30 protein-coding genes are annotated in these 26,721 nt (G+C 59.8%); 27 read left to right on the top strand and 3 right to left on the bottom strand.

Features of this window, described 5'->3' with window-relative positions; all coding sequences use genetic code 11:
- Positions 1 to 698 precede the first annotated feature (698 nt).
- Genes rluC through ACVWXD_RS02495 form a run of 3 tightly spaced genes read left to right on the top strand, consistent with a single transcriptional unit; the run spans position 699 to position 3,312 of the window.
- Positions 699 to 1,658 carry a 23S rRNA pseudouridine(955/2504/2580) synthase RluC gene (gene rluC / locus ACVWXD_RS02485; protein WP_032886795.1) on the top strand — a complete coding sequence of 320 codons (960 nt, stop codon included), beginning with the start codon at positions 699 to 701 and terminating at the stop codon, positions 1,656 to 1,658.
- Positions 1,645 to 2,307, top strand: a complete 663-nt coding sequence (locus ACVWXD_RS02490) for an HAD-IA family hydrolase (RefSeq protein ID WP_457370643.1) — start codon at positions 1,645 to 1,647, stop codon at positions 2,305 to 2,307. The genes rluC and ACVWXD_RS02490 overlap by 14 nt, the downstream gene beginning before the upstream one ends.
- 21 nt (positions 2,308 to 2,328) lie before the next feature.
- A complete protein-coding gene (locus ACVWXD_RS02495; protein ID WP_260367647.1) occupies positions 2,329 to 3,312 on the top strand; it encodes a S49 family peptidase in 984 nt (327 codons plus the stop codon).
- Positions 3,313 to 3,458: 146 nt separating this feature from the next.
- Here ACVWXD_RS02495 and ACVWXD_RS02500 read toward each other — a convergent pair whose 3' ends face one another.
- The gene (locus ACVWXD_RS02500; protein WP_457370644.1) at positions 3,459 to 4,037 is read right to left on the bottom strand and encodes a Maf family protein; all 579 of its coding nucleotides are present in this window, start codon (positions 4,035 to 4,037) and stop codon (positions 3,459 to 3,461) included.
- A 105-nt stretch (positions 4,038 to 4,142) separates the two neighbouring features.
- Between ACVWXD_RS02500 and ACVWXD_RS02505 the strand changes: the two genes are divergently transcribed.
- From ACVWXD_RS02505 to ACVWXD_RS02600, 20 genes are all read left to right on the top strand, one after another.
- Entirely contained in the window at positions 4,143 to 4,673 is a 531-nt protein-coding gene (locus ACVWXD_RS02505) for a YceD family protein (protein WP_457370645.1), read from the top strand.
- A 13-nt stretch (positions 4,674 to 4,686) separates the two neighbouring features.
- Positions 4,687 to 4,869: a 50S ribosomal protein L32 gene (gene rpmF, locus ACVWXD_RS02510; RefSeq protein WP_008152339.1), complete on the top strand. Its 183-nt coding sequence runs from the start codon at positions 4,687 to 4,689 to the stop codon at positions 4,867 to 4,869.
- Between the two features lie 4 nt (positions 4,870 to 4,873).
- On the top strand, positions 4,874 to 5,884 hold the full coding sequence (gene plsX, locus ACVWXD_RS02515) for a phosphate acyltransferase PlsX (RefSeq protein WP_286820059.1): 1,011 nt from the start codon (positions 4,874 to 4,876) through the stop codon (positions 5,882 to 5,884).
- Positions 5,885 to 6,010: 126 nt separating this feature from the next.
- Complete coding sequence (gene fabD / locus ACVWXD_RS02520) at positions 6,011 to 6,949, top strand: ACP S-malonyltransferase (RefSeq protein ID WP_032886801.1); 939 nt, start codon at positions 6,011 to 6,013, stop codon at positions 6,947 to 6,949.
- Positions 6,950 to 6,973: 24 nt separating this feature from the next.
- Positions 6,974 to 7,717 carry a 3-oxoacyl-ACP reductase FabG gene (fabG, locus tag ACVWXD_RS02525; protein ID WP_032886802.1) on the top strand — a complete coding sequence of 248 codons (744 nt, stop codon included), beginning with the start codon at positions 6,974 to 6,976 and terminating at the stop codon, positions 7,715 to 7,717.
- Between the two features lie 191 nt (positions 7,718 to 7,908).
- On the top strand, positions 7,909 to 8,145 hold the full coding sequence (gene acpP / locus ACVWXD_RS02530; protein WP_010566559.1) for an acyl carrier protein: 237 nt from the start codon (positions 7,909 to 7,911) through the stop codon (positions 8,143 to 8,145).
- Positions 8,146 to 8,272: 127 nt separating this feature from the next.
- Positions 8,273 to 9,517, top strand: a complete 1,245-nt coding sequence (gene fabF, locus ACVWXD_RS02535) for a beta-ketoacyl-ACP synthase II (protein ID WP_032886804.1) — start codon at positions 8,273 to 8,275, stop codon at positions 9,515 to 9,517.
- Positions 9,517 to 10,332, top strand: a complete 816-nt coding sequence (gene pabC, locus ACVWXD_RS02540) for an aminodeoxychorismate lyase (RefSeq protein WP_457370646.1) — start codon at positions 9,517 to 9,519, stop codon at positions 10,330 to 10,332. The genes fabF and pabC overlap by 1 nt, the downstream gene beginning before the upstream one ends.
- A 1-nt stretch (position 10,333) precedes the next feature.
- The gene (gene mltG, locus ACVWXD_RS02545; protein ID WP_457370647.1) at positions 10,334 to 11,455 is read left to right on the top strand and encodes an endolytic transglycosylase MltG; all 1,122 of its coding nucleotides are present in this window, start codon (positions 10,334 to 10,336) and stop codon (positions 11,453 to 11,455) included.
- 19 nt (positions 11,456 to 11,474) lie between these two features.
- Positions 11,475 to 12,107 carry a dTMP kinase gene (tmk, locus tag ACVWXD_RS02550; protein WP_122756364.1) on the top strand — a complete coding sequence of 211 codons (633 nt, stop codon included), beginning with the start codon at positions 11,475 to 11,477 and terminating at the stop codon, positions 12,105 to 12,107.
- The gene (locus ACVWXD_RS02555) at positions 12,100 to 13,089 is read left to right on the top strand and encodes a DNA polymerase III subunit delta' (protein ID WP_122681222.1); all 990 of its coding nucleotides are present in this window, start codon (positions 12,100 to 12,102) and stop codon (positions 13,087 to 13,089) included. The genes tmk and ACVWXD_RS02555 overlap by 8 nt, the downstream gene beginning before the upstream one ends.
- 63 nt (positions 13,090 to 13,152) lie before the next feature.
- Complete coding sequence (locus ACVWXD_RS02560) at positions 13,153 to 13,938, top strand: TatD family hydrolase (RefSeq protein WP_095185663.1); 786 nt, start codon at positions 13,153 to 13,155, stop codon at positions 13,936 to 13,938.
- Between the two features lie 448 nt (positions 13,939 to 14,386).
- Positions 14,387 to 15,055, top strand: coding sequence for a TetR/AcrR family transcriptional regulator (locus tag ACVWXD_RS02565; RefSeq protein WP_095185662.1), 669 nt, complete (start codon positions 14,387 to 14,389; stop codon positions 15,053 to 15,055).
- A 113-nt stretch (positions 15,056 to 15,168) separates the two neighbouring features.
- Positions 15,169 to 16,137, top strand: a complete 969-nt coding sequence (locus ACVWXD_RS02570) for a GTP 3',8-cyclase MoaA (RefSeq protein ID WP_032886813.1) — start codon at positions 15,169 to 15,171, stop codon at positions 16,135 to 16,137.
- A 113-nt stretch (positions 16,138 to 16,250) separates the two neighbouring features.
- Positions 16,251 to 16,856 carry a DUF4823 domain-containing protein gene (locus ACVWXD_RS02575; protein ID WP_032886814.1) on the top strand — a complete coding sequence of 202 codons (606 nt, stop codon included), beginning with the start codon at positions 16,251 to 16,253 and terminating at the stop codon, positions 16,854 to 16,856.
- A 27-nt stretch (positions 16,857 to 16,883) separates the two neighbouring features.
- Entirely contained in the window at positions 16,884 to 17,444 is a 561-nt protein-coding gene (locus tag ACVWXD_RS02580) for a DUF1285 domain-containing protein (RefSeq protein ID WP_457370648.1), read from the top strand.
- 70 nt (positions 17,445 to 17,514) lie between these two features.
- Entirely contained in the window at positions 17,515 to 18,228 is a 714-nt protein-coding gene (locus ACVWXD_RS02585; protein WP_032886816.1) for a GntR family transcriptional regulator, read from the top strand.
- Positions 18,225 to 19,226 (top strand): ADP-ribosylglycohydrolase family protein, encoded by a 1,002-nt coding sequence (locus ACVWXD_RS02590; protein WP_260367682.1) that lies wholly within the window; start codon positions 18,225 to 18,227, stop codon positions 19,224 to 19,226. The genes ACVWXD_RS02585 and ACVWXD_RS02590 overlap by 4 nt, the downstream gene beginning before the upstream one ends.
- Positions 19,227 to 19,305: 79 nt before the next feature.
- Complete coding sequence (locus ACVWXD_RS02595; protein WP_122753523.1) at positions 19,306 to 20,772, top strand: purine-cytosine permease family protein; 1,467 nt, start codon at positions 19,306 to 19,308, stop codon at positions 20,770 to 20,772.
- Complete coding sequence (locus ACVWXD_RS02600) at positions 20,765 to 21,682, top strand: PfkB family carbohydrate kinase (RefSeq protein ID WP_260367684.1); 918 nt, start codon at positions 20,765 to 20,767, stop codon at positions 21,680 to 21,682. The genes ACVWXD_RS02595 and ACVWXD_RS02600 overlap by 8 nt, the downstream gene beginning before the upstream one ends.
- A 120-nt stretch (positions 21,683 to 21,802) precedes the next feature.
- Here ACVWXD_RS02600 and ACVWXD_RS02605 read toward each other — a convergent pair whose 3' ends face one another.
- A complete protein-coding gene (locus ACVWXD_RS02605) occupies positions 21,803 to 22,063 on the bottom strand; it encodes a hypothetical protein (RefSeq protein ID WP_032886820.1) in 261 nt (86 codons plus the stop codon).
- A 51-nt stretch (positions 22,064 to 22,114) separates the two neighbouring features.
- Positions 22,115 to 22,453, bottom strand: coding sequence for a hypothetical protein (locus tag ACVWXD_RS02610; protein WP_032886822.1), 339 nt, complete (start codon positions 22,451 to 22,453; stop codon positions 22,115 to 22,117).
- A gap of 278 nt (positions 22,454 to 22,731) precedes the next feature.
- On the opposite strand from ACVWXD_RS02610, the gene ACVWXD_RS02615 reads away from it, so the two are divergent.
- From ACVWXD_RS02615 to araG, 4 genes are all read left to right on the top strand, one after another.
- Complete coding sequence (locus ACVWXD_RS02615) at positions 22,732 to 23,211, top strand: N-acetyltransferase family protein (protein ID WP_457370649.1); 480 nt, start codon at positions 22,732 to 22,734, stop codon at positions 23,209 to 23,211.
- Between the two features lie 157 nt (positions 23,212 to 23,368).
- On the top strand, positions 23,369 to 24,190 hold the full coding sequence (locus tag ACVWXD_RS02620) for an SDR family oxidoreductase (RefSeq protein WP_032886824.1): 822 nt from the start codon (positions 23,369 to 23,371) through the stop codon (positions 24,188 to 24,190).
- 37 nt (positions 24,191 to 24,227) lie between these two features.
- Positions 24,228 to 25,214, top strand: coding sequence for a substrate-binding domain-containing protein (locus ACVWXD_RS02625; RefSeq protein ID WP_095186531.1), 987 nt, complete (start codon positions 24,228 to 24,230; stop codon positions 25,212 to 25,214).
- Entirely contained in the window at positions 25,211 to 26,713 is a 1,503-nt protein-coding gene (araG, locus tag ACVWXD_RS02630; protein ID WP_095186530.1) for an L-arabinose ABC transporter ATP-binding protein AraG, read from the top strand. Before ACVWXD_RS02625 ends, araG begins: the two co-directional genes overlap by 4 nt.
- The last annotated feature ends 8 nt before the right edge of the window (positions 26,714 to 26,721 follow it).

Raw genomic sequence — 26,721 nt, forward strand, 5'->3', positions numbered from 1 at the left:
TCGGTGTCAGGTGCGTCAAGAGTGGTTGGCCACTCCAGTGTCCAGCAAAATCGGCCAATTGGGCCGGTATCGCGACGGACGCGTCCTGCTTGTTAGCGGTGGTGACAAAGGCACCACTTCAACAAAAGCTAAGGTCAGGAGGAGGAATCAACCGGCGACTGTGGACGAGATGAAGCGTCTAAATATAAGCCTAGTGCTACACGGTCCGACGGTTGTGCATCTCCACCCTACACGTATCCCTGATAATTCGGGTGCTGCCGCGCGCAGAATCCGCAGCGGGTTGGCATTTACCGTGTACTCCAATGGGGAGTTCACGCTCATGGCTAAACAAGACTGAATGTGGGCGACTGCGCTCTCACTCAGCTCTTAACAGGCGTTGTTTCCGAAGCATTCGCCGTGGTCTGGCACAAGACTGACTGCACTTTGTGAACTGGCCGTAAATATCGGCGCAGAATGCGAGTATTCACTCTGCTTTCTGCACTCGCTTCAGGCCTCATGTCACCTGCGCTTGTTACAATCTCGAACCTTCCAGGGTGGCGAAAGCCCCGTAGGACGGCCTCGCGTCCTGATGAATTGCGATGGTCAGGGCCGGCAGCTTGCCGCAAGTCCTCTGTCCAGGCCGCTTTTGGCGGCGTTCGCGACTATAGCAGTAATGATTAAGTGCTTCAATTCCATAAAAAATTGTTATCATCGCCGCCATGACGACTACCGCCCCCCAGACCCCCAGCGTCCAGCTGCTTGAGGTCTCGCCGGAATATGCCGGCCAACGCATCGACAACTTTCTCCTGGCCAGGCTCAAAGGCGTGCCCAAGACCTTGATTTACCGCATCTTGCGTAAAGGCGAGGTGCGCGTGAACAAGGGTCGTATCAAGCCCGAGTACAAGCTGCAGGCGGGCGATATCGTCCGTGTGCCGCCAGTGCGCGTGCCTGAGCGGGACGAGCCTGTTCCCCTCGCGCAAGGGCTGCTGCAGCGCCTTGAGGCGTCGATTGTCTTTGAGGACAACAAACTAATCGTGATCAACAAGCCCTGTGGTATTGCTGTGCATGGTGGCAGCGGCCTAACGTTTGGGGTGATCGAAGCCTTTCGCCAGTTGCGCCCGGATGCCAAGGAGCTGGAACTGGTCCATCGCCTGGATCGCGATACTTCCGGCCTGTTGATGATCGCCAAGAAGCGCAGCATGTTGCGGCACCTGCACACCGCCCTGCGGGGTGATGGCGTGGACAAGCGCTACATGGCGTTGGTGCGTGGCAACTGGGCCAGCTCAATCAAAAGCGTTCGCGCGCCGCTTCAGAAGAGCAATCTGCGCTCGGGCGAGCGCATGGTCGAAGTGGACGAGGAGGGTAAAGAAGCCCTGACCCTGTTCAAGGTGCTGCGCCGCTTCGGTGACTTCGCCACCCTGGTCGAGGCCAAACCGGTCACAGGGCGTACCCACCAGATTCGCGTGCATACCTTGCATGCGGGCCATTGCATTGCCGGTGATACCAAGTACGGCGACGAAGACTTTTCCAAGGAAATTAGAGACTTGGGCGGTAAGCGCCTGTTTCTCCATGCCTACATGCTGACTGTGCCGCTGCCTGATGGTGGCGAGCTGAAGTTGCAGGCGCCTGTCGATGAGATGTGGGCCAAGACCGTGGAGCGTTTGAGTGTCGCACCTTGATTACAAGCTGCTGATTTTTGATTGGGATGGGACGCTGGCCAACTCCATTGGTCGCATTGTCGAGTCGATGCACATGGCGTCCACCCGTTCAGGCTTTGCGTTGTGCAGCGATCAGGCGGTCAAGGGCATTATTGGTCTGGGGCTGCCTGAAGCCATCCGTACCCTGTATCCCGAAATCAGTGACGCTGAACTGACAGCGTTTCGCGAGCATTACGCCGATCACTACATTGCGCTGGAGGCAGAGCCTTCGCCGCTGTTTGAGGGCGTTGTGCAATCGCTGGCGGCGTTCCGGGCGCAGGGCTACCACTTGGCAGTTGCTACCGGCAAGGCTCGTCGCGGGCTGGATCGGGTGCTCAAGGCTCATGGTTGGGAAGATTACTTCGACATCACCCGTGCTGCGGATGAAACCGCCAGCAAACCTCACCCTCTGATGCTGGAGCAGATCCTTGCCCATTGCGGCGTGTCGCCGCGTGAGGCGCTGATGGTGGGTGATGCTTCCTTCGATCTGATGATGGCGCGCAACGCCGGCATGGACAGCGTTGCAGTCAGCTATGGTGCCCAGTCCGCTGAGGCGTTACAGCAATACGAGCCTAGGGTCACGATTGATCATTTTTCTGAATTGCAGGCCTGGCTCGGTCGGGCTCAATAAGTTTTTGCTGGGGTTGATGGCATGAGTGACGAGTGGAAAGCGCCTGAAAAGGCTGGAAGCGGTGACGACAAGAGTTGGAAGCTGCTGGAGAAGACGCTCCTGGCCAGCGTCCAGGAGCAGCGTCGTGCGCGGCGCTGGGGGATTTTCTTCAAGCTGCTGACCTTTACTTATCTGTTGCTCATGCTGGCGCTGCTCAGTCCGCTGATGGATATGGAAAAGAGTGCAACCCGTGGCGCGAACTACACCGCGCTGATCGAGGTGCGCGGTGTAATTGCCGACAAGGAGCCGGCAAGCGCCGATAACATCGTCGGCAGCCTGCGTGCTGCGTTCGAAGATCCCAAGGTCAAAGGGGTGATCCTGCGCATCAACAGCCCGGGCGGTAGCCCGGTGCAATCGGGTTATGTGTATGACGAGATTCGCCGCCTGCGTGGCCTGCACCCGGATATCAAACTGTACGCCGTGATTTCCGATCTGGGTGCTTCGGGTGCTTATTACATCGCCAGTGCCGCTGATCAGATCTATGCCGACAAGGCCAGTCTTGTGGGCTCCATTGGTGTGACGGCGGCCGGTTATGGGTTTGTTGGCACTATGGAGAAGCTGGGTGTTGAGCGCCGCACCTACACCTCGGGCGAGCACAAAGCGTTTCTGGATCCGTTCCAGCCGCAAAAGCCCGATGAAACCCAATTCTGGCAGAGCGTGCTGGATACCACTCATCGCCAGTTCATCGCCAGCGTGAAGCAGGGGCGCGGGGATCGTCTGAAGGATAAAGATCATCCCGAGCTGTTCTCGGGGTTGGTGTGGTCCGGTGAGCAGGCGTTGCCGCTGGGTTTGATCGATGGCCTGGGCAGTGCCAGTTCGGTGGCGCGGGATGTGATTGGCGAGAAGGAGTTGGTGGATTTCACGGTTGAGGAATCGCCGTTTGATCGCTTCTCCAAGAAGCTCGGTGCCAGCGTGGCTGAGAAGCTGGCGCTTTACATGGGCTTCCAGGGGCCGACGCTGCGCTAATATCTCAAGTCTGTCGTAGGTCAAAATGTAGGAGGGGCGGTGCGACGATTCGACTTGCCCCCGGTAGCGGTGGATCAGTCAATCCAAGGTTGGCTGATACGCTTCTAGCGGGGAAAACCCTCTCCCGTATTTGGTATGCGGTGTTCTTAAGGGAGTTGCACGCCTTCGCTGAGTAGCATATCTACCAAGCGAATCAGCGGTAAGCCGACAAGGCTGGTCGCATCTGGCCCGTCGGTGCTTTGGAACAAACTCACGCCCAGCCCTTCCGCCTTGAAGCTGCCCGCGCAGTCATATGGTTGTTCGACACGCAGGTAGCGCTCGATGCGCGCTGCATCCAGCTCGCGCATGTGCACGGTAAAGGGTACGCAGTCGACCTGGCAGTGCCCCGTCTCGCTATTCAGCAGGGCCAGGCCGGTGAGGAAGCTGACACGCTTGCCGCTGGCGGCCAATAACTGCTCACGCGCATTTTCGAAAGTGTAAGGTTTGCCGATGATGCGGCCTTCCAGTGCGGCGACCTGGTCTGAACCGATGATCAGGTGTCCTGGGTGGCTGGCGGTGAGGGCGCGCGCCTTTGCTTCGGCCAGGCGCTTGACCAGCTCGATGGCGGACTCATTTGCAGCATGGCTTTCGTCGATATCCGGCGAGCTGCAGATGAATGGCAGGTGCAGGCGACTGAGCAATTCCCGGCGATAAACCGAGCTGGAAGCGAGTAATAAAGGCAGCATGTACGACTCCTCAAGGCAGTCGCCGATTCTAGCGGGGCGACCGGCTGACGCACAGGGCTGAATTTCCTTTGACATGGCTGGGTGCATCCCTATAATGCTGCGCCTATGTTGAATGACCCGATTCCACCTCACGTTGACCCGCGCAAATTGGCTGATCGTGGCACTTCCCTTCAAGGTGAATTGCTGCTGGCCGATTTGGAGAGACTCTGCGACCCGCTTTCCGACACTGTCGGTACGGTGCAGGCCAAATTCGTTTTTGAACGAGATGAACGTAGATCTGTGGTAATCCACAGCTTTATCGACACCGAGGTCAAAATGGTTTGCCAGCGTTGTCTTGAGCTGGTCACCCTGCCGATCCACAGCGAGTGCAGTTATGCCGTGGTAAAGGAGGGTGCGAATACCCAGTCGTTGCCGAAAGGTTATGACGTGCTGGAACTGGGCGAAGATCCTTTGGATCTGCATGCACTGATCGAGGAAGAGCTTCTGCTCGCCTTGCCCATTGTGCCTGCTCATCATCCGGAAGAATGCCAGCAGCCGGAGGGTCTCGATGACGAGGCCGAGCCGAGCGAGGACGAGGTAACGCGGTCCAACCCGTTCAGTGTATTGGCGCAGTTAAAGCGTGACCCAAACGTTTAGGAGTTAATCAATTATGGCTGTTCAGCAGAACAAAAAATCCCGTTCCGCCCGTGACATGCGTCGTTCGCACGATGCCCTGACGGCGAGCACTCTGTCTGTAGAAAAAACCACCGGTGAAATTCACCTGCGTCACCACGTATCGCCAGAAGGCGTATACCGTGGCCGTAAAGTGATCGACAAGGGCGCTGACGAGTAATCACTTGTCTGCTCAAGTCATCGCGATTGACGCAATGGGCGGGGACTTCGGTCCCCGCAGCATTGTTCAGGCCTGCATTGCCAGCCTGATTGCTACGCCCTCGCTGCACCTGACCCTCGTCGGTCAACCCTCACTCCTTGAAGAATTGATCGCCAGCCATCCGGTTGTGGATCGCGCGCGCCTGACGATTACGCCGGCCAGCGAAACCATCAGCATGGATGACAAGCCTGCTTCGGCCCTGCGCGGCAAGCCTGACTCTTCAATGCGAGTGGCCTTGGAGTTATTGCGTGATGGCAAGGTGCAAGCCTGTGTCAGTGCAGGTAACACCGGGGCGTTGATGGCACTGTCACGGTATGTGCTCAAGACGCTGCCTGGCATAGACCGGCCCGCGATGGTCGCGGCGATTCCAACGCAGAAAGGCTACTGCCAACTGCTGGACTTAGGTGCGAACGTGGATTGCAGTGCCGAGCACTTGTTCCAGTTCGCCGTGATGGGCTCGGTGGCCGCAGAAGCGCTGGGTATAGCCCGGCCGCGTGTGGCCTTGCTGAATATCGGCACTGAAGACATCAAGGGCAATCAGCAGGTCAAGCTTGCCGCCAGTCTGTTGCAGGGCGCGCGGGGCTTGAATTACATCGGTTTTGTCGAGGGTGACGGTGTTTACCGCGGCGAAGCGGATGTGGTGGTCTGCGATGGGTTTGTCGGCAATATCCTGCTTAAATCCAGCGAAGGCCTGGCGACCATGATCGCCGTGCGCATTGAGGCATTGTTCAGGCGCAATGTGGTATCGCGCATCGTAGGTGCTCTGGCGCTGCCGTTGATGCGGCGTCTGCAGGCCGACCTGGCTCCGGCGCGGCACAACGGTGCGAGCTTTCTGGGGTTGCAGGGGATTGTGGTGAAGAGTCACGGTTCAGCCGGTGTTGAAGGCTTTCAAAGTGCTATTGCGCGGGCCTTGATCGAGATTCAGGAAAACCTGCCGCAACGCTTGCACGGCCGTCTTGAGGATCTGTTGCCTTAGGCGAATTGGCTCTGGAGTGCTTAAATGTGACCGGCCAGTTCAATTGACCATCCAATCTGTCAGTTTCGCGCGCTCCCATAGTCGGCGCGCGCATTTTTGACGACCAGATCATTAGGGGCTTGTTACATGTCTACATCCCTCGCATTCGTCTTTCCAGGGCAGGGTTCGCAGTCCCTCGGCATGTTGGCCGAGCTGGGCGCGCAATACCCGCTGATCCTGGATACCTTCAAGGAAGCTTCCGAGGCCCTGGGTTACGACCTGTGGGCGCTGACCCAGCAGGGGCCGGAAGAGCAGCTCAATCAAACCGATAAAACGCAACCGGCCATCCTGACCGCTTCGATCGCCTTGTGGCGCCTGTGGCTGGCCGAAGGTGGCGCGCGCCCGGCATTCGTCGCCGGTCACAGCTTGGGCGAATACAGCGCCTTGGTTGCTGCGGGCAGCCTGACCCTCGCCGAAGCGGTCAAGCTGGTCGAGCGTCGTGGTCAACTGATGCAGGAAGCCGTTCCGGCCGGGCAGGGCGGCATGGCCGCTATTCTGGGCCTGGACGACGCAGTAGTGATCGAAGCCTGCGCCGAAGCGGCCCAGGGCGAAGTGGTCAGCGCAGTGAATTTCAACTCCCCTGGCCAGGTGGTGATCGCCGGTGCCAAGGCGGCAGTCGAGCGCGCCATCGAAGGCTGCAAGGCGCGTGGCGCCAAGCGTGCGCTGCCGTTGCCGGTGAGCGTGCCGTCCCACTGCGAGCTGATGCGCCCGGCGGCCGAGCGTTTTGCCGAGTCCATCGCAGCCATCAACTGGCAGGCACCGCAAATTCCCCTGGTGCAGAACGTCAGCGCGGCCGTGGCGGTCGACCTCGACACGCTCAAGCGGGACCTGCTGGAGCAACTCTACAAGCCTGTGCGCTGGGTCGAGTCGGTCCAAACCCTGGCCGCCAACGGCGCCACCGAGCTGGTCGAGTGCGGCCCAGGCAAAGTCCTGGCTGGTCTGAACAAGCGTTGCGCCGACGGCGTGTCGACTGCCAACCTCAATACCCCGGATGCCTTCGCTGCCGCTCGTGCGGCGCTGGCCTGATCCCCGAACTTAGGAGAAGCCTGCATGAGTCTGCAAGGTAAAGTTGCACTGGTTACCGGCGCGAGCCGTGGCATTGGCCAGGCTATCGCCCTGGAACTGGGCCGTCAGGGTGCCGTTGTGATCGGCACCGCCACTTCCGCTTCGGGCGCCGAGCGTATCGCCGCGACCCTGAAGGAAAATGGCGTTCAAGGCACTGGCCTTGAGCTGAACGTGACCAGCGATGAGTCTGTGGCTGCTGTATTGGCCGAGATCACTGCACAGTTCGGCGCACCGGCTATTCTGGTGAACAATGCCGGTATCACGCGCGACAATCTGATGATGCGTATGAAAGACGACGAGTGGTACGACGTGGTCGATACCAACCTGAACAGTCTGTTTCGCCTGTCCAAGGGCGTTTTGCGCGGCATGACCAAGGCTCGTTGGGGTCGAATTATCAATATTGGCTCCGTAGTGGGTGCCATGGGCAACGCAGGCCAAGTAAACTACGCAGCTGCCAAGGCTGGTCTGGAAGGTTTCAGTCGTGCTTTGGCACGTGAGGTCGGCTCGCGGTCGATTACGGTCAACTCGGTGGCCCCAGGGTTCATTGACACCGATATGACCCGCGAACTGCCGGAAGCACAGCGTGAAGGCTTGCTGACGCAGATTCCGCTGGGCCGTCTGGGCCAGGCTCAAGAGATCGCGAATGTGGTCACTTTCCTGGCATCCGACGGTGCGGCATACGTGACTGGGGCTACAATCCCGGTGAACGGCGGGATGTACATGAGTTAAATTGTGACGGATCGCTTCAAAAAAATGTCATACGAGCTGTCTAAAATCCGTTATAAAGCTGCAACTTAATTTATAGGCAGGTGGCGGACCGGGTACAGGGTGAAGCTTTCAGTTGAAAAGCTGAAAAGGCTTTCTATACACTTACCCACTGGCCAGCTGCCTGAATTTGTCCATTAGGAGTTAAACAAGGTATGAGCACCATCGAAGAGCGCGTCAAGAAAATCGTTGCCGAGCAACTGGGCGTCAAAGAAGAAGAAGTGACCAACACTGCTTCCTTCGTAGAAGACCTGGGTGCCGATTCCCTTGACACCGTTGAGCTGGTGATGGCTCTGGAAGAGGAATTCGAGACCGAAATCCCGGACGAAGAAGCTGAAAAAATCACTACTGTTCAAGCTGCTATCGACTACGTTACTGCCCACCAGGCGTAATAGTTTGTAGTCGTCGCTTGCTGTTAGGGAAAACCGCACTGCTGTAACGGCGTGCGGTTTTTTCTTTAGCGGTGATGAAAAAGTAAGCTCTGAAGCAAAGTGTCGTCATTAGAAAAAGGAGAGTGCTGTGTCGCGTAGACGCGTCGTAGTCACCGGTATGGGTATGTTGTCGCCACTGGGTACGGATGTGCCGAGCAGTTGGCAGGGCATTCTGGCTGGCCGCAGTGGTATTGGTCTGATCGAACACACGGACCTTTCTGCCTATTCCACCCGTTTTGGCGGCTCGGTAAAGGGGTTCAATGTCGAGGAATACCTCTCGATCAAAGAGTCCCGCAAACTCGACCTGTTCATTCAATACGGCCTGGCAGCCGGTTTTCAGGCAGTGCGTAACGCCGGCCTGGAAGTCACTGATGCCAACCGTGAACGCATCGGCGTGGCGATGGGGTCTGGTATTGGTGGTCTGACCAATATCGAAGAAACCAGCCGCACGTTGCACGATACTGGCCCTCGTCGAATTTCACCGTTCTTCGTGCCTGGCTCGATCATCAATATGATTTCCGGCTTCCTGTCCATCCACCTGGGTGCACAGGGACCGAACTACGCCATCGCTACTGCGTGCACCACCGGCACGCATTGCATCGGCATGGCAGCGCGCAACATTGCCTACGACGAAGCCGACGTGATGATCGCCGGCGGTGCCGAAATGGCAGCCTGCGGCCTGGGTATGGGCGGCTTTGGCGCGTCCCGTGCGCTGTCGACCCGCAATGACGAGCCGACCCGCGCCAGCCGTCCGTGGGACAAGGGTCGTGACGGCTTCGTACTGTCCGATGGTGCTGGCGCCCTGGTGCTGGAGGAGTTGGAGCACGCTAAGGCGCGCGGAGCCACTATCTATGCCGAGCTGATCGGCTTTGGCATGAGCGGCGACGCCTACCACATGACCTCGCCACCGTCTGACGGTGCCGGCGCTGCGCGCTGCATCACCAACGCATTGCGTGATGCGAAGGTCAATGTCGATCAGGTGCAGTACATCAACGCCCATGGCACTTCGACCCCGACCGGTGACTTGGCGGAAGCTGAGGCCATCAAGTCGGTGTTCGGCGAGCACGCGTACAAGCTGGCTGTCAGCTCCACCAAGTCCATGACCGGTCACCTGCTGGGTGCGGCGGGCGCGGTCGAGGCGATCTTCAGCGTGATGGCCATCAAGGATCAGGTCGCTCCGCCGACCATCAACCTGGATGAGCCGGATGAAGGCTGCGACCTGAACTTCGTACCGCACGAGCCGCAACAGATGCCGATCGACGTTGCGATCTCCAACTCGTTCGGATTTGGTGGCACCAACGGTTCCCTGGTGTTCCGCCGGTACGCCGAGTGATGCACAGCTGGGTCGACGGTCAGCCAGCGGACAGCGTGCCCCTGAAAGATCGCGGCCTGGCGTATGGCGATGGCCTGTTCGAGACCGTCGCCGTCAAGGCCGGGCAGCCCCTGCTACTCGACCGCCACCTGCAGCGCCTTGATGAGGGCTGCAGGCGCTTTGCGTTCGTGGTCGATCTCGGGTTGATCCGCAACGAAGTGCTTGCCTATGCCGCCTCCCTCGGTGACGGTGTCCTCAAGCTGATCCTTACCCGTGGCGACAGCCTGCGCGGTTACGGCATCAATCCCGACGCACCTGTGCGCCGTATCCTGCAGGGCAGTCCGCCCGCAACCTATCCCCACACCCATGGAACCGACGGCATTCGCCTGTTTCCGTGCGCTACCCGTTTGGCGGAGCAGCCCTTGCTGGCCGGCCTGAAGCACCTTAACCGCCTGGAGCAGGTGATCGCGCGTGCCGAATGGCGAGATGTCGAACATGCCGAAGGTTTGATGCTGGATATGTCCGGCCGCGTCATTGAGGGCGTATTCAGCAATCTGTTTCTCGTGCGTAATGGCTTGTTACTAACCGCCGATCTGAAGCGTTGCGGTGTCGCGGGCGTGATGCGTGCCGAGATCCTGGACCAGGCACAATCGCTGGGCATCCCGGTGGCCGTGGCCGACATCACTGTCGAGCAACTGCAGCAGGCCGACGAAGTCTTTGTCTGTAACAGCGTGTATGGCATTTGGCCGGTGCGCGGCTGTGCTGCGATGAGCTGGCCGGTTGGGCCGCTCACCCGTAAACTGCAGGGCATTGTTCGCGCGCTATTGGATATCTGAGTTGATACGAAAACTGGTTGTACTGCTGCTGATCGGTCTGTTCTCGGCGGCTTTGCTGTTGGGGGTCTGCGCCTGGAAATACGACGCTGCCTTGAAGCAGCCGCTGAATCTGACCCAAGAGCAGTTGCTCGATGTGCCGGCAGGGGCGACTCCGACCGGCACCGTCAATCGACTGGAAGCCGACGGCGTGATCGATGGAGCCTTCTGGCTGCGTCTGTATTGGCGCTTTAACCTCGACGGCCAACCGCTGCATAGCGGCGAATACCGCATGACGCCCGGCATGACCGCCGAAGGCCTGATCGGCCTCTGGCAGCGTGGCGACGTGGTGCAATACAGTCTGACACTGGTGGAAGGCTGGAACTTCCGCCAAGTGCGTTCGGCCCTGGCCAAGCATGAAAAGATCGTACAGAGCCTCTCCGGCCTGAGTGACAGCGAAGTGATGGAGAAACTTGGTCACCCTGGGGTGTTTCCCGAAGGGCGATTCTTCCCGGATACGTATCGATTCGTGCGCGGCATGACCGACGTCGAATTCCTTAAAAAAGCTTACAACCGCCTGGACGACGTACTGGCCCAGGAATGGAGCAAGCGCGCCCCCGATGTGCCGTACACCGACCCTTATCAAGCGCTGATCATGGCGTCTCTGGTGGAAAAAGAGACCGGTGTGCCTGAGGAGCGTGGCCAGATTGCCGGTGTGTTTGTCCGCCGTCTGAAGATCGGCATGCTGCTGCAGACCGACCCTACGGTGATCTACGGCCTGGGTGAGCGTTACAACGGCAAGTTGACGCGCGCTCACCTCAAGGAATCTAACCCTTACAACACCTACATGATTGCCGGGCTGCCGCCGACGCCAATCGCCATGGTCGGTCGCGAGGCTATCCATGCCGCATTGAACCCGGTGCCTGGCAGCAGCCTGTATTTCGTCGCCCGTGGCGATGGCAGTCATATTTTCTCCGATGACCTGGGTGCGCATAATGCCGCCGTGCGTGAGTTCCAGCTCAAACGCCGTGCCGATTACCGCTCGAGTCCGGCACCGGTGGTAAAACCGCCGGAAGATGCAACGCCGCCAACGGAAGCGCCCGCTGAGCCCGTGCTGGACACCACCGCGCCGCAAAGCCCGCAATGACTCTGACTAAGGACTGCCTGTGACTGGCTTGTTTATTACCCTGGAAGGCCCGGAAGGCGCCGGCAAAAGCACCAACCGCGATTACTTGGCAGAGCGCTTGCGTGCCGAAGGCATCGAGGTGGTGTTGACCCGTGAGCCCGGCGGTACGCCTTTGGCCGAGCGCATCCGTGAAGTGTTGCTGGCCCCAGGCGAAGAACAGATGAACCCGGACTCCGAGCTGCTACTGGTGTTCGCTGCCCGGGCACAACATCTGGCCGAAGTGATTCGCCCGGCCCTGGCCCGCGGTGCCGTGGTGATTTGCGACCGGTTTACCGATTCCACCTACGCCTACCAGGGCGGCGGCCGCGGCTTGTCATTGGCGCGCATCGCTACCCTGGAAACGTTCGTGCAAGGTGATTTGCGTCCTGACCTGACCCTGTTGTTCGACTTGCCCGTAGAAGTGGGCATGGCCCGCGCCAGTGCTCGTGGTCGTCTCGATCGCTTCGAACTCGAAGGCCAGGCGTTCTTCGATGCTGTGCGCAGCGCGTTTCTCAAACGTGCTCAGGTCGAACCTGCTCGCTATCACCTGCTTGACGCATCCCAGCCGTTGGCCAATGTGCAGCAGGCCATCGACGGCTTGTTGCCAACACTGTTGGAGCGCGCCCGTGGCTGAAGCCTACCCGTGGCAGGACAGTCTCTGGCAGCAGTTAGCCGGCCGCGCCCAGCACGCCCATGCCTACTTGTTGCATGGGCCAATCGGTATTGGTAAACGGGCCCTTGCCGAGCGCCTGATGGCCAGCCTGCTGTGCCAGCGTCCGGTTAACTTGGAGGCTTGTGGCCAGTGCAAATCCTGCCTGTTGCTTAAGGCTGGCAGCCATCCGGACAATTACCTGCTGGAGCCCGAGGAAGCCGACAAGGCGATCAAGGTCGACCAAGTGCGTGATCTCGTCAGCTTCGTGGTGCAAACCGCGCAGATGGGCGGGCGCAAGGTGGTGCTGATCGAGCCGGTAGAAGCGATGAACATCAACGCCGCCAACGCCCTGCTCAAAAGCCTGGAAGAACCCTCTGGCGATACTGTGCTGTTGCTCGTGAGCCACCAGTCAAGCCGCCTGTTGCCGACCATCCGCAGCCGCTGCGTGCAGCAGGCCTGTCCGCTGCCAAGCGAGGCGATTAGCCTGCAATGGCTGGCGCAGGCACTGCCAGACTGCTCCGCCGATGAACGTGTCGAACTACTGACCCTGGCCGCCGGTTCGCCCTTGGCGGCCGTGAAGCTGCAAGCCCAAGGCGTGCGTGACCAGCGCGCGCTGGTGGTGGATGGGGTTAAAAAACTGCTCAAGCAGGAACTGTCTGCGACACAACTGGCCGAAAGCGCCTGGAAAGACATTCCCCTGTTGCTGCTGTTCGACTGGTTCTGCGACTGGTCGAGCCTGATCCTGCGGTATCAGTTGACCCAGGATGAAAATGGCCTGGGCCTGCAGGACATGCGCAAGGTGGTGCAGTATCTCGCGCAGAAAAGCGCGCAGGACAAGGTGCTGTCCATCCAGGACTGGATCCTCGCCCAGCGCCAGAAAGTGCTCGGCAAGGCCAACCTCAACCGTGTGCTGTTGCTTGAAGCGCTGCTGGTGCAGTGGGTGGGCTTGCTCGGCCGCCGTTAATTTCCGTGGCCGACGGATGTATCGTCGGCCAGACACTTTCCGTGACTCAAGTTGTAACTTCCTATGCTCGTAGATTCCCACTGCCACCTTGATCGTCTTGACCTCGCCCAGCACGGCGGCTCCCTCGATGCCGCCCTGGAAGCGGCTCGCCAGCGCGGAGTCGGGCATTTCCTGTGCATCGGCGTCAGCGCCGACAACGCCGCCGACGTCAAAGCCTTGGCTGATCGTTATGCCGACGTGGATTGCTCAGTGGGTATCCACCCGCTGGACCTCAAGCCAGGCGAGGCCCCGGCCCTCGACTGGCTGCTGGGCGAACTCAACCATCCGCGTGTAGTGGCCATCGGCGAGACCGGCCTGGATTACCACTACGAACCCGAAGCTGCCGAGTTGCAGCAGGCATCCTTTCGCCTGCATCTGCAAGCCGCCCAGCAGACGGGCAAACCGGTGATTGTCCATACCCGCGGCGCCCGTGCCGACACGCTCACCTTGCTGCGCGAAGCCGCGTTGCCCCAGGCCGGCGTATTGCACTGCTTCACTGAAGACTGGGACATGGCCAAGGCTGCGTTGGACCTGGGTTTCTATATCTCCCTGTCGGGTATCGTCACTTTTCGCAATGCCGACGCGTTGCGTGACGTGGCCCGCCAAGTCCCGGCCGATCGCCTGTTGGTGGAAACGGACTCGCCGTACCTGGCGCCCATCCCCCATCGCGGCAAGCCGAACCTGCCGGAGTACGTGCGTGATGTGGCGGATTATCTGGCGATGCTGCGGGGTGAGTCCTACGAGCGTTTTGCGCAACAGACTACCGAGAACTTCAAGCGCCTGTTTCCATTGGCTCACGTCGCTTCGTAGATCCAGGGTCAAATTGCGGGCAAAAAAAACCCGGGTTCTGGGGGGTGAATCCGGGTTAAGACCATTAGGAGTAAAGCAAGGGCACACAGTCCGTCGGTACCCAGGTCGGCGCTTCACTTGGGGGAGATGTCACGCCGACAGTTCAAGTATTGATCAGTATCTGATTCAGTCCAGTCGCGACTGATCGTTTTTTAAACAGATTTGGAATACACGCGCTTCGCTTGAGTTCTCATTAGGCCGGTGCACGGGTGCAGTTGTTGCGTATTATTTCTGACTGATAGCCATGAAATCGTTGGCAGTCTGAAAGTAAAGTGCATGGCGGGTTCACATAGACGTTGCCCAACGACCGTTCAGTCGGGATAATCCCTCGCACTGGGTAAATCGTATCGCCATGTAATCTTGGTCATGCGCAACCCTCCCTATTCCGACCTTTGCAGACCTCTTCCTCATGCACAAAGAACCCCGTAAGGTCCGTGAGTTTCGCCGCCGTGAGCAGGAAATTCTCGACACCGCACTCAAATTGTTCCTCGAACAAGGCGAAGACAGCGTCACCGTCGAGATGATCGCGGATGCCGTGGGTATCGGCAAAGGCACGATCTACAAGCACTTCAAGTCCAAGGCGGAGATCTACCTGCGCCTGATGCTCGACTACGAGCGCGACTTGAACGAGCTGCTGCATTCGGCCGATGTCGATAAAGACAAGGAAGCGCTGTCCCGCGCTTACTTCGAGTTCCGTATGCGTGATCCGCAGCGCTATCGCCTGTTCGACCGCCTGGAGGAGAAGGTCGTCAAGGGCCATCAGGTGCCAGAGATGGTCGAAGAGCTGCACAAGATCCGCGCCTCGAACTTCGAACGCCTGACCCTGTTGATCAAGGGCCGTATCAGTGAAGGCAAGCTTGAAGACGTACCTCCTTATTTCCACTATTGCGCGGCTTGGGCCTTGGTGCACGGCGCCGTGGCGCTGTACCACTCGCCATTCTGGAGCAATGTGCTGGAAGACCAGGAAGGTTTCTTCCAGTTCCTGATGGACATTGGCGTACGCATGGGCAACAAGCGCAAGCATAGCGCCGAGCCAGCAGCCGTAGAGTCTTCGCCCGTGGAGACGCCGGCGTCGTAATCTTTACTGCCAGGCGTAGTACCCCAGGAATATACTCAGGCAAGGACCTTGCTAAAAGCTGATTTATCAGTCAGTTTTTAGCGCGCCCGAATCATCCTCTGCCGGAGTGATCCATGATCGTTGATCGTCAAGGCAGGCGTTTTCGCAATTTGCGGATCAGCCTGACTTCAGCCTGCAACTACGCGTGTACCTACTGCGTGCCCAACGGCAAGCGGCTGGTGGCTGCCCAAGACGAACTCTCGGCCGAGGCCATGGCCCGTGGTGTGGCTTACCTGATCGAAGCGGCGGGCATCGACCGACTGCGCATCACGGGTGGCGAGCCGCTGGTCAGCCCCAAGCTGGAAGCCTTCATGAGCGCAGTCGGTGGCATGGGTCTCAGCGATATCAGCTTGACCACCAACGGCCAGTTGCTGGCGCGCAAACTGCCGCTGTTGGTGGATGCCGGCATTCGGCGTATCAACGTCTCTCTCGATACCTTGGACGCGGACGCCTTCCGCAGCATCGCCCGTGGTGGCGACTTGGCCACCGTGCTCGATGGCATGGACCAAGCGCGCGCTGCAGGAATCAAGATCAAGGTCAACATGGTGCCGTTGCGCGGCCAGAACCTCGACCAAGTGATACCGCTGCTCGACTACTGCTTGGAGCGTGGTTACGAGCTGCGCTTTATCGAGTTGATGCGCATGGGCCACCTGGCCAAGGATTCCAACGCGTTCCTGCAGCAATTCGTCAGCCTGCAGCAACTGCTCAGCCTGATTGGCGAACATCACGAATACCTGCAAGCCAACGCACCAGTGGACGCCACCGCAGTTCGCTACGAGGTACCGGGCAAAGGCTACTTTGGCGTGATCGCCAACGAGAGCGTTCCATTCTGCCGTACCTGCTCACGGTTGCGCCTGTCGTCCACAGGCTGGCTGCATGGCTGCTTGTCTTCCAGCAACCGCCACTATGTCGGCGACCTGCTCGACAAACCGCGCCATCAGGCACTGCCGGCGCTGCAAGGCTTGCTGATGAAGGCCCTGGGCGACAAACAGGAAGTGGCATTTTCCGGCGGCGCGACGATCATGAAGATCATCGGCGGCTAACGCTATCCCCAGATTACACATCACCCAATATGGGAGTTGCCTTCAAGCTGGCGCAGAACCTGCATCTCACGCCCATTCGCCGGTTTTCCGTCACCGGCTTCTGGAGGATTAGGATGCGTAATCTGGTTTTGTTGCTGGCGTCATTGACGCTGAGTGGTTGCATGACCGTCAGCGATATGGCCGAAGGCACCCGCTATCAGATGAGCGACGCCGGGTTGCTTGACCACAGCGACACCCGCCGTACCGCCTCGGTTCGCATACAGCCGGACTCCTTTGTTTTCATCGCGCAGGGTGCCTTCGTGCCGCCGGGCAGCGCCTATCCGCGACCGAACGTGGTGGCCGAAGAAGCCTTCAACGGATTCGTCGAATACTTCCCCATGGTGCGCCGCGCCCGTCAGCCCGAAGGTCTGGAGCAGGCGATGGCCGAAGCTCGTGCGGCGGGTGCCCATTACCTGCTGTACTGCCGATTCGCCAAGGCAGATGACCGCATCGGCAACGCCGACGAATGGGCCGATCAAGAGGCTCTGGACCGGGTAGGGCTAGACAGTGGCGTAATCCAGATCATGTTGATCGAGACCAGTACCCAGTATTTGATTGATACTGCACGCATTCGCAGTCGTGGCGGTTTACTGACGTTCCACGACAATCGGCCACAAGACTTGATTGCCCGCCCGCTGGCGCAGTACGCCCGAGGCCTGCTGGGTATGAGCGATCAGTAAGGCCAGATCAAAAAAAGGGAGAACCCCATGACCGATTCCGCCAAGGCCAACGACCTGTTGGCCCAACTGCCCAAAGGCAAGGGACCGGCGCCGGTGCACCTGTGGAACCCGGACTTCTGCGGCAACATCGACATGCGCATCGCCCGCGATGGCACCTGGTTCTACCAAGGCACGCCTATTGGGCGAAAGCCGATGGTCAAGTTGTTCTCCAATATCATTCGCCGCGATGGCGATGATTATTTCCTGATTACTCCCGTGGAAAAAGTCGGCATCACCGTCGATGATGCGCCCTTTGTCGCGTTGACCCTGGAAGTTGAAGGGCACGGTGAAAGCCAGTTGCTGCGCTTCACCACCAACGTCGATGAACAGATCGAAGCCGATATCGAACACCCGATGCGGGTGGTCATCGACCCCGTCACCCAGGAACCTGCGCCCTATCTACGGGTGCGTACCAACCTCGAAGCGCTGGTGCACCGCAACGTGTTCTATCAATTGGTCGAGCTTGCTGTAAGCCGTCCGATCAACGGTCAGAACTGGCTGGGCGTGTGGAGCGGTGGCGAGTTTTTCCCGATCGGCGTGGAACCTTGAGGCCGGTTTTTTCACCTTCTTGAAATAATAAGCTTGCTGCTAACGGGCGCTTTCGGTTATCAATTTGTACATGATTAGACATGTTCGATTTGATAAGAAAAAACGCGTCGTCGACGAGCTCATCCGCCGTATCGAGGGTGGGGTGATGGCCGACGGTTTCCTGCTGCCAGGCGAGCACCAACTAGCGGAAGAATTTGCGGTCAGCCGCGGCACCCTGCGCGAAGCCCTGGCCGAGCTCAAGCGGCGCAATTACATTGCGACCCAGAGCGGCGTCGGCTCCATCGTCACATTTGACGGCATGGTGCTCGATCAAAACAGCGGGTGGGCCCAGGCCTTGGCGGACAATGGCGCCTTGGTGACCACCGATGTCCTGCGCCTGGAAGCGGTGACGCGCCCCGACCTGTTCAGCCGGTTCGGCACCGATCAATTTATCGCCCTCGACCGCCGCCGGCGCACCACCGATGGTACCGCCGTGTCCCTTGAACGTTCGTTGATGCCCGCGTCCGGTGGCCTGGAAAGCCTGCCCCGCGTCGGCCTGATCGACAATTCCCTGACCATCACCCTGGCGGCCTACGGCTATGTCGGCGCCGAAGGTGACCAGTGGATCGGCGCCGAACCCCTCAGCGATGAAGACGCCCAACTGCTCGGTCGCCCGGCGGGGACCGTATTCCTCAAGGCATCGCGCACCACCTATGACCGGCGCGAGCGTTTCATGGAGCACGTCGAAAGCTTGCTTGACCCTCTGCACTTTCGCCTGCACCTGCAATTTGGATCGTCGAAATGACCTCGAATAACCGCGCCGTTGGCGCTTTCTACGGTCTCGCGCTGGGTGATGCCCTGGGCATGCCTACTCAGTCCCTCAGCCGCGAGCAGGTGCGACAGCGCTTCGGTGCTATCACCACCTTGGAAAATGCCGGTGCCGACCAACCTATCGCGCCGAACATGCCCGCCGGTTCCATTACCGATGACACCGAACAGGCAATTCTGGTCGGCGAGTTGCTGGTTGAAGGCCAAGGCAAGATTGAGCCCACCGTGCTCGCCCAGCGCCTGATCGACTGGGAAGCGGTGATGCGTGCCAAGGGTTCCCAGGACCTGCTCGGCCCGTCGACCAAGCGTGCCATCGACATGATCCTTGCCGGTCATACCCCGGAAGAGTCCGGCCGCTACGGCACCACCAACGGTGCTGCCATGCGCATCACGCCGGTGGGAATCGCCGCCGATGTTAGCGACCCGGCAGCGTTTATCCAGGCGGTCATCCAGGCGTGCCAGGTCACCCACAACACCACCTTGGGCATCTCCAGTGCAGCGGCGGTGGCGGCGGTGGTGTCAGCCGGTATCAACGGTGCGGATCTCGGCGAAGCCTTGAATATTGGCGGCCAGATCGCCCGACAGGCGGAAGGCCACGGTCATTGGATTGCTGGCGGGCGTATCTCCACCCGTATCAGTTGGGCGCGCACTCTGAGTGTCGGCAGCGGCGACAAAGCGTTGTTTGCTGAACTGCTCTACGAATTGATCGGCACCTCAGTCGCCTCCCAGGAGTCGGTGGTGGTGTCGTTTGCCCTCGCCCAGCAAGTGGCAGTGGGGGATATGAACGCCTTCGAGGCTTTGTGCCTGGCCGCCAGCCTTGGCGGTGACACCGACACCATTGCGGCGATTCTGGGTGCAATGCTCGGCGCCTGTTTAGGCATGCAGTGCTGGCCTGCGGCAATGATCGAACAGATCAAGGCCGTTAATGGGTTGGACTTGCAGCCGTTGGTTGAAGATCTGTTGAAAATGCGCTGAGTCAGGACAGTTGGGAAGACCGATTCACCTTGCACACCTGCCACAACCACAACAATACCGGCACCAGGAGCACCCCCTCATGAGCAGCACCTCTTCCGGCCAAAGCGCCGGACAATTGGAAACACGCGGCATCGAACCGGTCCCCGAAGGCGAGTGCAATGGCCATCCGCTGCAACTGTTCTGGGTGTGGTTCGCCGCCAACATCAGCATCCTCGGCTTGCCGCTCGGCGCGACGCTGGTGGCGTTCCGTGGCCTGGCAATCTGGCAGGCGATCATCGTGGCGATCCTCGGCGCAGCAGGCTCCTTCGCGGTGGTGGGCATCATCTCCATCGCTGGCCGTCGTGGTAGGGCTCCCAGCCTGACCCTGTCCCGCGCTATCTTCGGCGTGCGCGGCAATATCGGCCCAACGCTGGTGTCGCTGATGTCGCGCCTGGGCTGGGAAACCGTCAACACCACCACCGCCGCCTTTGTGCTGCTGTCGTTGTGCTCGATCCTGTTCGGGTCGCCGGTCGAGGCCAAAAGCGCGCCGATGCTGACCCTGATCTTCATTGCCATCTTCGTGTTGCTGACCCTGTCCGTTTCCGGCCTGGGCCATGCCACCCTGCTGGTCATCCAGAAGTGGGCCACGTACGTGTTTGGTGCGTTGAATATCCTGGTCGGCGGCTTCCTCTGCGCCACCATCGACTGGAGCGCCGTGTTCAACGCCACACCCGCACCGCTGAGCGCAATGATCATCGGCATAGGCACCATGGCCGCCGGCACCGGTATCGGTTGGGCCAACGCCGGTGCCGACATGTCGCGCTACCAGCACCGCAGCGTCAAGGCCGTGCGTCTGGTGGCATCCGCCGCGTTTGGTGCGGGCATTCCGCTGGTACTGCTCATCACCCTCGGCGGCTTGCTGTCGGTGGGCAACAACGACCTGGCCTCGGCCACCGACCCGATCATCGCGATCCGCGACATGCTGCCTACCTGGATGGCCGTGCCGTACCTGATCACCGCGTTCGGCGGTTTGCTGCTGTCCAATAACCTGTCGGTATACTCGGCCGGTCTCACCACCTTGACCCTCGGTTTGAAGGTCAAGCGCGTGCACGCAGTGATCGTCGACATCGTCGCGATCTTCGCCGGTTCGATTTACTTCATGTTGATTGCCGACAGTTTCTACGGTCCGTTCATCACCTTCATCTCGTTGCTGGCGGTGCCGATTACCGCGTGGGTCGGGATCTTTGTGGTCGACCTGATCCACCGTCACTACTACAGCCCCAAGGATCTGCTGGACGTCAGCCCCAGCAGCGCCTACTGGTATCGCGGCGGTGTGGAGTGGCGTGCGTTCGGCGCGTGGGCCGTGGCGATTGTGCTGGGCTTTAGCTTCACCACCATCGGTACCACCGCCGAAAATATCTGGTTCGCCGGGCCGCTGTCCGACTCCTGGCTGGGCCACAACGGCCTGGGCTGGATCGTCACCTTTCTGGTGGCCGGCGGGATTTATGCCGTACTGGGCGGCGCGGCTGATCGTCGCCCAGCGTTAGTTGAGAGCCCCAATGTCTAGATTGCTGCACACCGGCCAGGTCATTGTTGACCTGGTCATGGCCCTCGATACCTTGCCCGCCACTGGCGGCGACGTGCTCGCCAAGTCCGCCGGTTTCGAAGCCGGCGGCGGCTTCAATGTAATGGCGGCGGCACGACGCAATGGGTTGCCGGTGGTTTACGTAGGGCGCCACGGCAACGGCCGCTTTGGCGATCTGGCCCGCGCGGCGATGCAGGCCGAGGGCGTGGAAATGGCCCAGGCGGCAAGTGAGGGCAAGGACACCGGGTTGTGTGTCTCGCTGACCGAGGCCACCACCGAGCGCACCTTCATCTCCCATATCGGCGCTGAAGGTGACTTGACTGCCGATGACCTGGCGCGCGTCGTTCCCCAGGCTGATGATTATGTATACGTCAGCGGCTACAGCCTGCTGCTGGAAGGCAAAGCGCAGGCGTTGCTCGATTGGTTACTGGCGTTACCCCGCGCTATCACCGTGGTGTTCGACCCGGGCCCGCTGGTCAAGGCGCCCGATTCTGCACTGATGATTGCCTTGCTGCCACGTATCGACATCTGGACCAGCAATGGCCCGGAAGCTTTGGCGTTTACCGGTGCGAAAACACTGGCGGACGCACTGCTAGACCTCAATCGGCATCTGCCTGATGGCGCGCTGCTGGTGGTGCGTGATGGGCCGAATGGCTGTTGGGTCAGTCGTCACGGACATGCCGACCATGTGCCAGGCTTTAAGGTGAGGGCAGTGGATAGCAATGGCGCGGGTGATGCGCATGCGGGGGTGTTTATCGCAGGTTTGGCTGCGGGTTTGACACCGTGTGAGGCAGCGCGTCGGGCGAATGCGGCGGCGGCGCTGGCGGTGACCCGTTGGGGCCCGGCCACCTCGCCCGGCACCGACGAAGTTGATTCTTTGCTCACTCACTGAGCGCGGAGCAGACATGTGGGAGGGGGCTTGCTCCCGATTGCAGTGCATCAGCCCATGAACAGGTGGCTGACATACTGCTATCGGGAGCACGCCCCTTCGCACATTTGGTTGGTGTGGAGGCTACTGACCGGCGTCCAGTTTGCGCGCCTCATCCACTCCAGATGCCGTCAGCTTGATCGGCAAGTTCAGCGAGTATTCACCGGCGTCGTCGGTGGTCACATGCCCATCCTTGATAAACCCGCGGTCCTGTAGGAACGCCAACACACTGGCGACCTCCTTTTCGCCGCGGTAGTTATCCAGCACCTCCTTGCCCAAACCTTGTGGGTGGGCGTGCAGCAGGCGGGTGAGGACTTCTTTTTCAAGGTTTCTATCGACGTTCATGCGTACCTCTTCACTGGGAAATGATCGGGTGTTCATCTTGCGGTCGAGTGCTTAAGGCGCAGGTTGTTTCGGCGCGCCGGGCAGATTCGAGTCGTCGCCTTTGTTGATCTTCGGCTCATTGATCGACGGGCCCATTTTACCGTTGCCGACTGCGGCAGGTGCCTGGCGCTCGGTGTCGTGGCCCTTGGTATGCGGGTCGGCGCCGTTGGCGTTATCAATGACTGCGCCACCATTGGTGTCCAGGCCGGTGCCCATGGACTTTTGCGATTCGGTGGTGGCGTCAGGCGTAGGATCGGTCGGGCCGGTGGTCGAGCTGGCAGCGACGGCGCTCAGCGATGCGGCGGACAGCAGGCCGGTGAGGGCGAAGGCAGCAAACTTGGAAGGCTTCATGAGGATATCTCCATAGAATTAATGTCCTTACCCTCTATTGGTCAGTTGCCGTTTGTTGATGGTGCCTTGATGGCGACGAACGGTATCAGCGCGCCTGTAAGATTTTGTGTGGCGCGGCCCCTCACCACTCCCGCCGCGCCACCCCCTGCTTTGTCGTGTGCGTGCGGGGTGCTTGCAGCAGCGCAGGCCGGCGTAACTGCACGGCCCATGAAAATGCGCTGCAATCAGTCATCAAAGCGCCTTAGTATGTCGGCTTTGAAATTGCCCAAGGCTTGCCCATGACCATCGAGATTCGCCCCGCCGTGCCCAGCGATGCTGCGCAGATCCTGACGTTCATTACCGAACTCGCCGAGTACGAGAAAGCCCGGCATGAAGTGATCGCCAGCGTGGTGGATATCCAGCGCAGCCTGTTCAGCGAGGGCGCCACCGCCCATGGCCTGATCTGCTTGCGCGATGGCCAGCCGATTGGTTTTGCGGTGTTCTTTTTCAGCTATTCCACCTGGCTGGGCAGCAACTGCCTCTACCTGGAAGACCTCTATATCAACCCCGAGCAGCGCGGTGGCGGGGCGGGCAAGAAGTTGCTGCGCCACCTTGCCAAGATCGCGTTTGATAACGGCTGCGCGCGTTTCGAGTGGAGCGTGCTGGACTGGAACGAGCCAGCGATTGCCTTCTACAAATCCATCGGCGCCCAGCCCCAGGAAGAGTGGGTTCGCTATCGCATGGAAGGTGATGCATTACGGGATTTCGCCCTCGGCTGATTGTCATTTCGCCCACAAAACCGGCCAATCCAGGGTCGGTTTTTTTATGTCAAAGCTCACAATGTGGGATGCAAATTTATATATTGAGATGTTTCGGGATCTGGGTTTATAGTCGGCGACATCAGCACTCACTACCAAAAATAAAACAGGTGAAGCGATGCAGGCACAACCGTTGTCACTCCCCGCTGTGCCCGAGCCCACTTACGGCGAGCGGCTCAAAGGCAAGGTGGTGATCATCACCGGCGCCGCCCAAGGCATTGGCGAAGCGATCGTCGCGTGTTTCCAGGCCCAGCAGGCGCGCCTGGTTATCGCCGATATTCAGGGTGAAAAAGTCGAGAAGGTGGCCGCCCATTGGCGCGAACGCGGTGCGCAGATTTACGCGCAAGCCGTCGACATCACTTCAAAAGAGCAATGGCAGGCGCTGGTCAATGTGGCCATTGAGCGCTTTGGTCGCGTGGATGTGCTGGTCAACTGTGCTGGCGTCAACGTGTTCTGCGACCCACTGGAGATGACCGACGAAGATTGGCGCCGCTGCTTCGCCATTGACCTCGACGGCGCCTGGTTTGGCTGCCGCACGGTGCTACCGCACATGATTGAGCAGGGCGTCGGCAACATCATCAATATCGCCTCCACCCATTCCAGCCACATCATTCCTGGTTGCTTCCCGTACCCCGTCGCCAAGCATGGCTTGCTCGGCCTCACCCGCGCCCTCGGTATCGAATACGCGCCCAAGGGCATTCGCGTTAACGCTATCGCGCCGGGCTATATCGAAACCCAACTCAACGTCGACTACTGGAACGGTTTTTCCGACCCCCACGCCGAGCGCCAGCGCGCCTTTGACCTGCACCCGCCCAAACGCATCGGCCAGCCGGTGGAGGTGGCGATGACTGCGCTGTTTTTGGCCACCGACGAGGCGCCCTTTATCAATGCCACCTGCCTGATGATCGATGGCGGGCGGTCTGTGATGTATCACGACTAGAACTTTTACCGCTCAATAACAATAAAAGGTGTCGTTCATGAAAAAAGCCCTACGCGTCCTTGCCGCCGCCGTTGCTTTAAGCAGCCTCAGCAGCCTCGCATCCGCCGAAGAAGTGAAGATCGGCTTCCTGGTTAAACAAGCCGAAGAACCCTGGTTCCAGACTGAATGGGCCTTCGCCGAAAAAGCCGGCAAGGAACACGGTTTCACCGTGATCAAAATCGCCGTGCCCGATGGTGAGAAAACCCTTTCCGCCATCGACAGCCTGGCCGCCAACGGTGCCAAAGGTTTTGTGATTTGCCCGCCGGACGTGTCCCTCGGCCCAGCCATCGTGGCCAAGGCCAAGCTCAATGGCTTGAAAGTCATGGCCGTGGATGACCGCTTCGTCGATGCCAAAGGCAACTTCATGGAGGACGTGCCGTACCTGGGCATGGCCGCTTTTGAAGTCGGTCAGAAACAAGGCGCCGCCATGGCTGCCGAAGCGAAAAAACGTGGCTGGGACTGGAAGGACACCTACGCGGTGATCAACACCTTCAACGAACTCGACACCGGTAAAAAACGCACCGACGGCTCGATCAAATCCCTTGAAGAAGCCGGCATTCCGAAAGACCACATCCTCACCGCCGCACTGAAAACCCTCGACGTCCCCGGCAGCATGGACGCCACCAACTCGGCGCTGGTCAAGCTGCCCAGCGGTGCGAAAAACCTGATCATCGGCGGCATGAATGACAACACCGTGCTCGGCGGCGTGCGCGCTACCGAAAGCGCAGGCTTCAAAGCGGCCAACGTGATTGGCATCGGCATCAATGGCACCGACGCCATCGGCGAACTGAAAAAGGCCGACAGCGGCTTCTTCGGCTCCATGCTGCCAAGCCCGCATATCGAGGGCTATAACACGGCGCTGATGATGTACGAGTGGGTCACCAAAGGGACCGAGCCACCGAAGTACACCGCGATGGATGAAGTCACCCTGATCACCCGCGCCAACTTCCAGGAAGAACTGACCAAGATCGGGCTGTGGAAATGAGTGCGGCGGCCCTGCGGTTTGAGGGTATCGGCAAAACCTTTCCCGGGGTCAAGGCGCTGGACGGCATCAGCTTCAGCGCCCAGCCGGGGCAGGTGCATGCCTTGATGGGCGAGAACGGCGCGGGCAAGTCGACGCTGCTGAAAATCCTCGGCGGCGCCTACATTCCCAGCAGCGGCACGGTGCAGATCGGCGAGCAGACCATGGCGTTCAAATGCGCTGCGGACAGCATCGCCAGCGGCGTCGCGGTGATTCACCAGGAGCTGCACCTGGTGCCGGAAATGACCGTGGCCGAGAACCTTTTCCTTGGGCACCTTCCGTCGCGTTTTGGGGTGGTCAACCGGAGCCTGCTGCGCAAGCAGGCCCTGGCGTGCCTCAAGGGTCTGGCCGATGAAATCGATCCTGAAGAAAAGCTCGGGCGCTTGTCCCTGGGCCAGCGCCAACTGGTGGAAATCGCCAAGGCGTTGTCCCGTGGCGCCCATGTGATCGCGTTCGACGAACCGACCAGCAGCCTGTCGGCGCGGGAGATCGACCGTTTGATGGCGATCATCACGCGCCTGCGGGATGAGGGCAAAGTGGTGCTGTACGTCTCGCACCGCATGGAAGAGGTGTTCCGGATTTGCAATGCCGTGACGGTGTTCAAAGACGGGCGTTACGTGCGCACCTTTGATGATATGAGTGCGCTCAGCCACGACCAGTTGGTGACCTGCATGGTCGGTCGCGACATTCAGGATATTTACGACTACCGCCCGCGAGAGCATGGCGAGGTCGCACTCAAGGTCGACGGGTTGCTGGGGCCTGGCCTGCGTGAGCCGATCAGTTTCGACGTGCGCAAAGGCGAGATTCTTGGCTTGTTCGGGTTGGTCGGGGCAGGGCGCACGGAGCTGTTTCGTTTGCTCAGCGGGTTGGAACGCAGCAGCGCTGGCAGCCTGCAATTGTGCGGTGAAAACCTGCAACTGCGCTCACCTCGCGACGCCATCGCCGCCGGTGTGTTGCTGTGTCCCGAGGACCGCAAAAAGGAAGGCATCATTCCGCTTTCCAGCGTCGCCGAGAACATCAATATCAGCGCCCGTGGTGCCCATTCCTCGTTCGGCTGGTTGCTGCGCGAGCCCTGGGAGAAAGGCAACGCCGACCAGCAAATCAAGGCGATGAAAGTCAAAACCCCGGATGCGCAACAGAAAATCATGTACCTGTCCGGCGGCAATCAGCAGAAGGCCATTTTGGGGCGCTGGCTGTCGATGCCGATGAAGGTCTTGCTGTTGGATGAACCGACGCGGGGCATCGACATCGGCGCCAAGTCGGAGATCTACCAGATCATCCATAACCTGGCGGCCAGCGGCATTGCGGTGATCGTAGTGTCCAGCGACTTGATGGAAGTCATGGGTATTTCCGACCGCATCCTGGTGCTGTGCGAAGGCGCCCTGCGCGGTGAACAAACCCGTGAAAACGCCACCGAATCCAACCTGCTGCAGCTGGCCCTGCCGCGCCGCGTGACGAACTGAGAGACGAC

Source organism: Pseudomonas sp. TE3911, assembly GCF_054062775.1.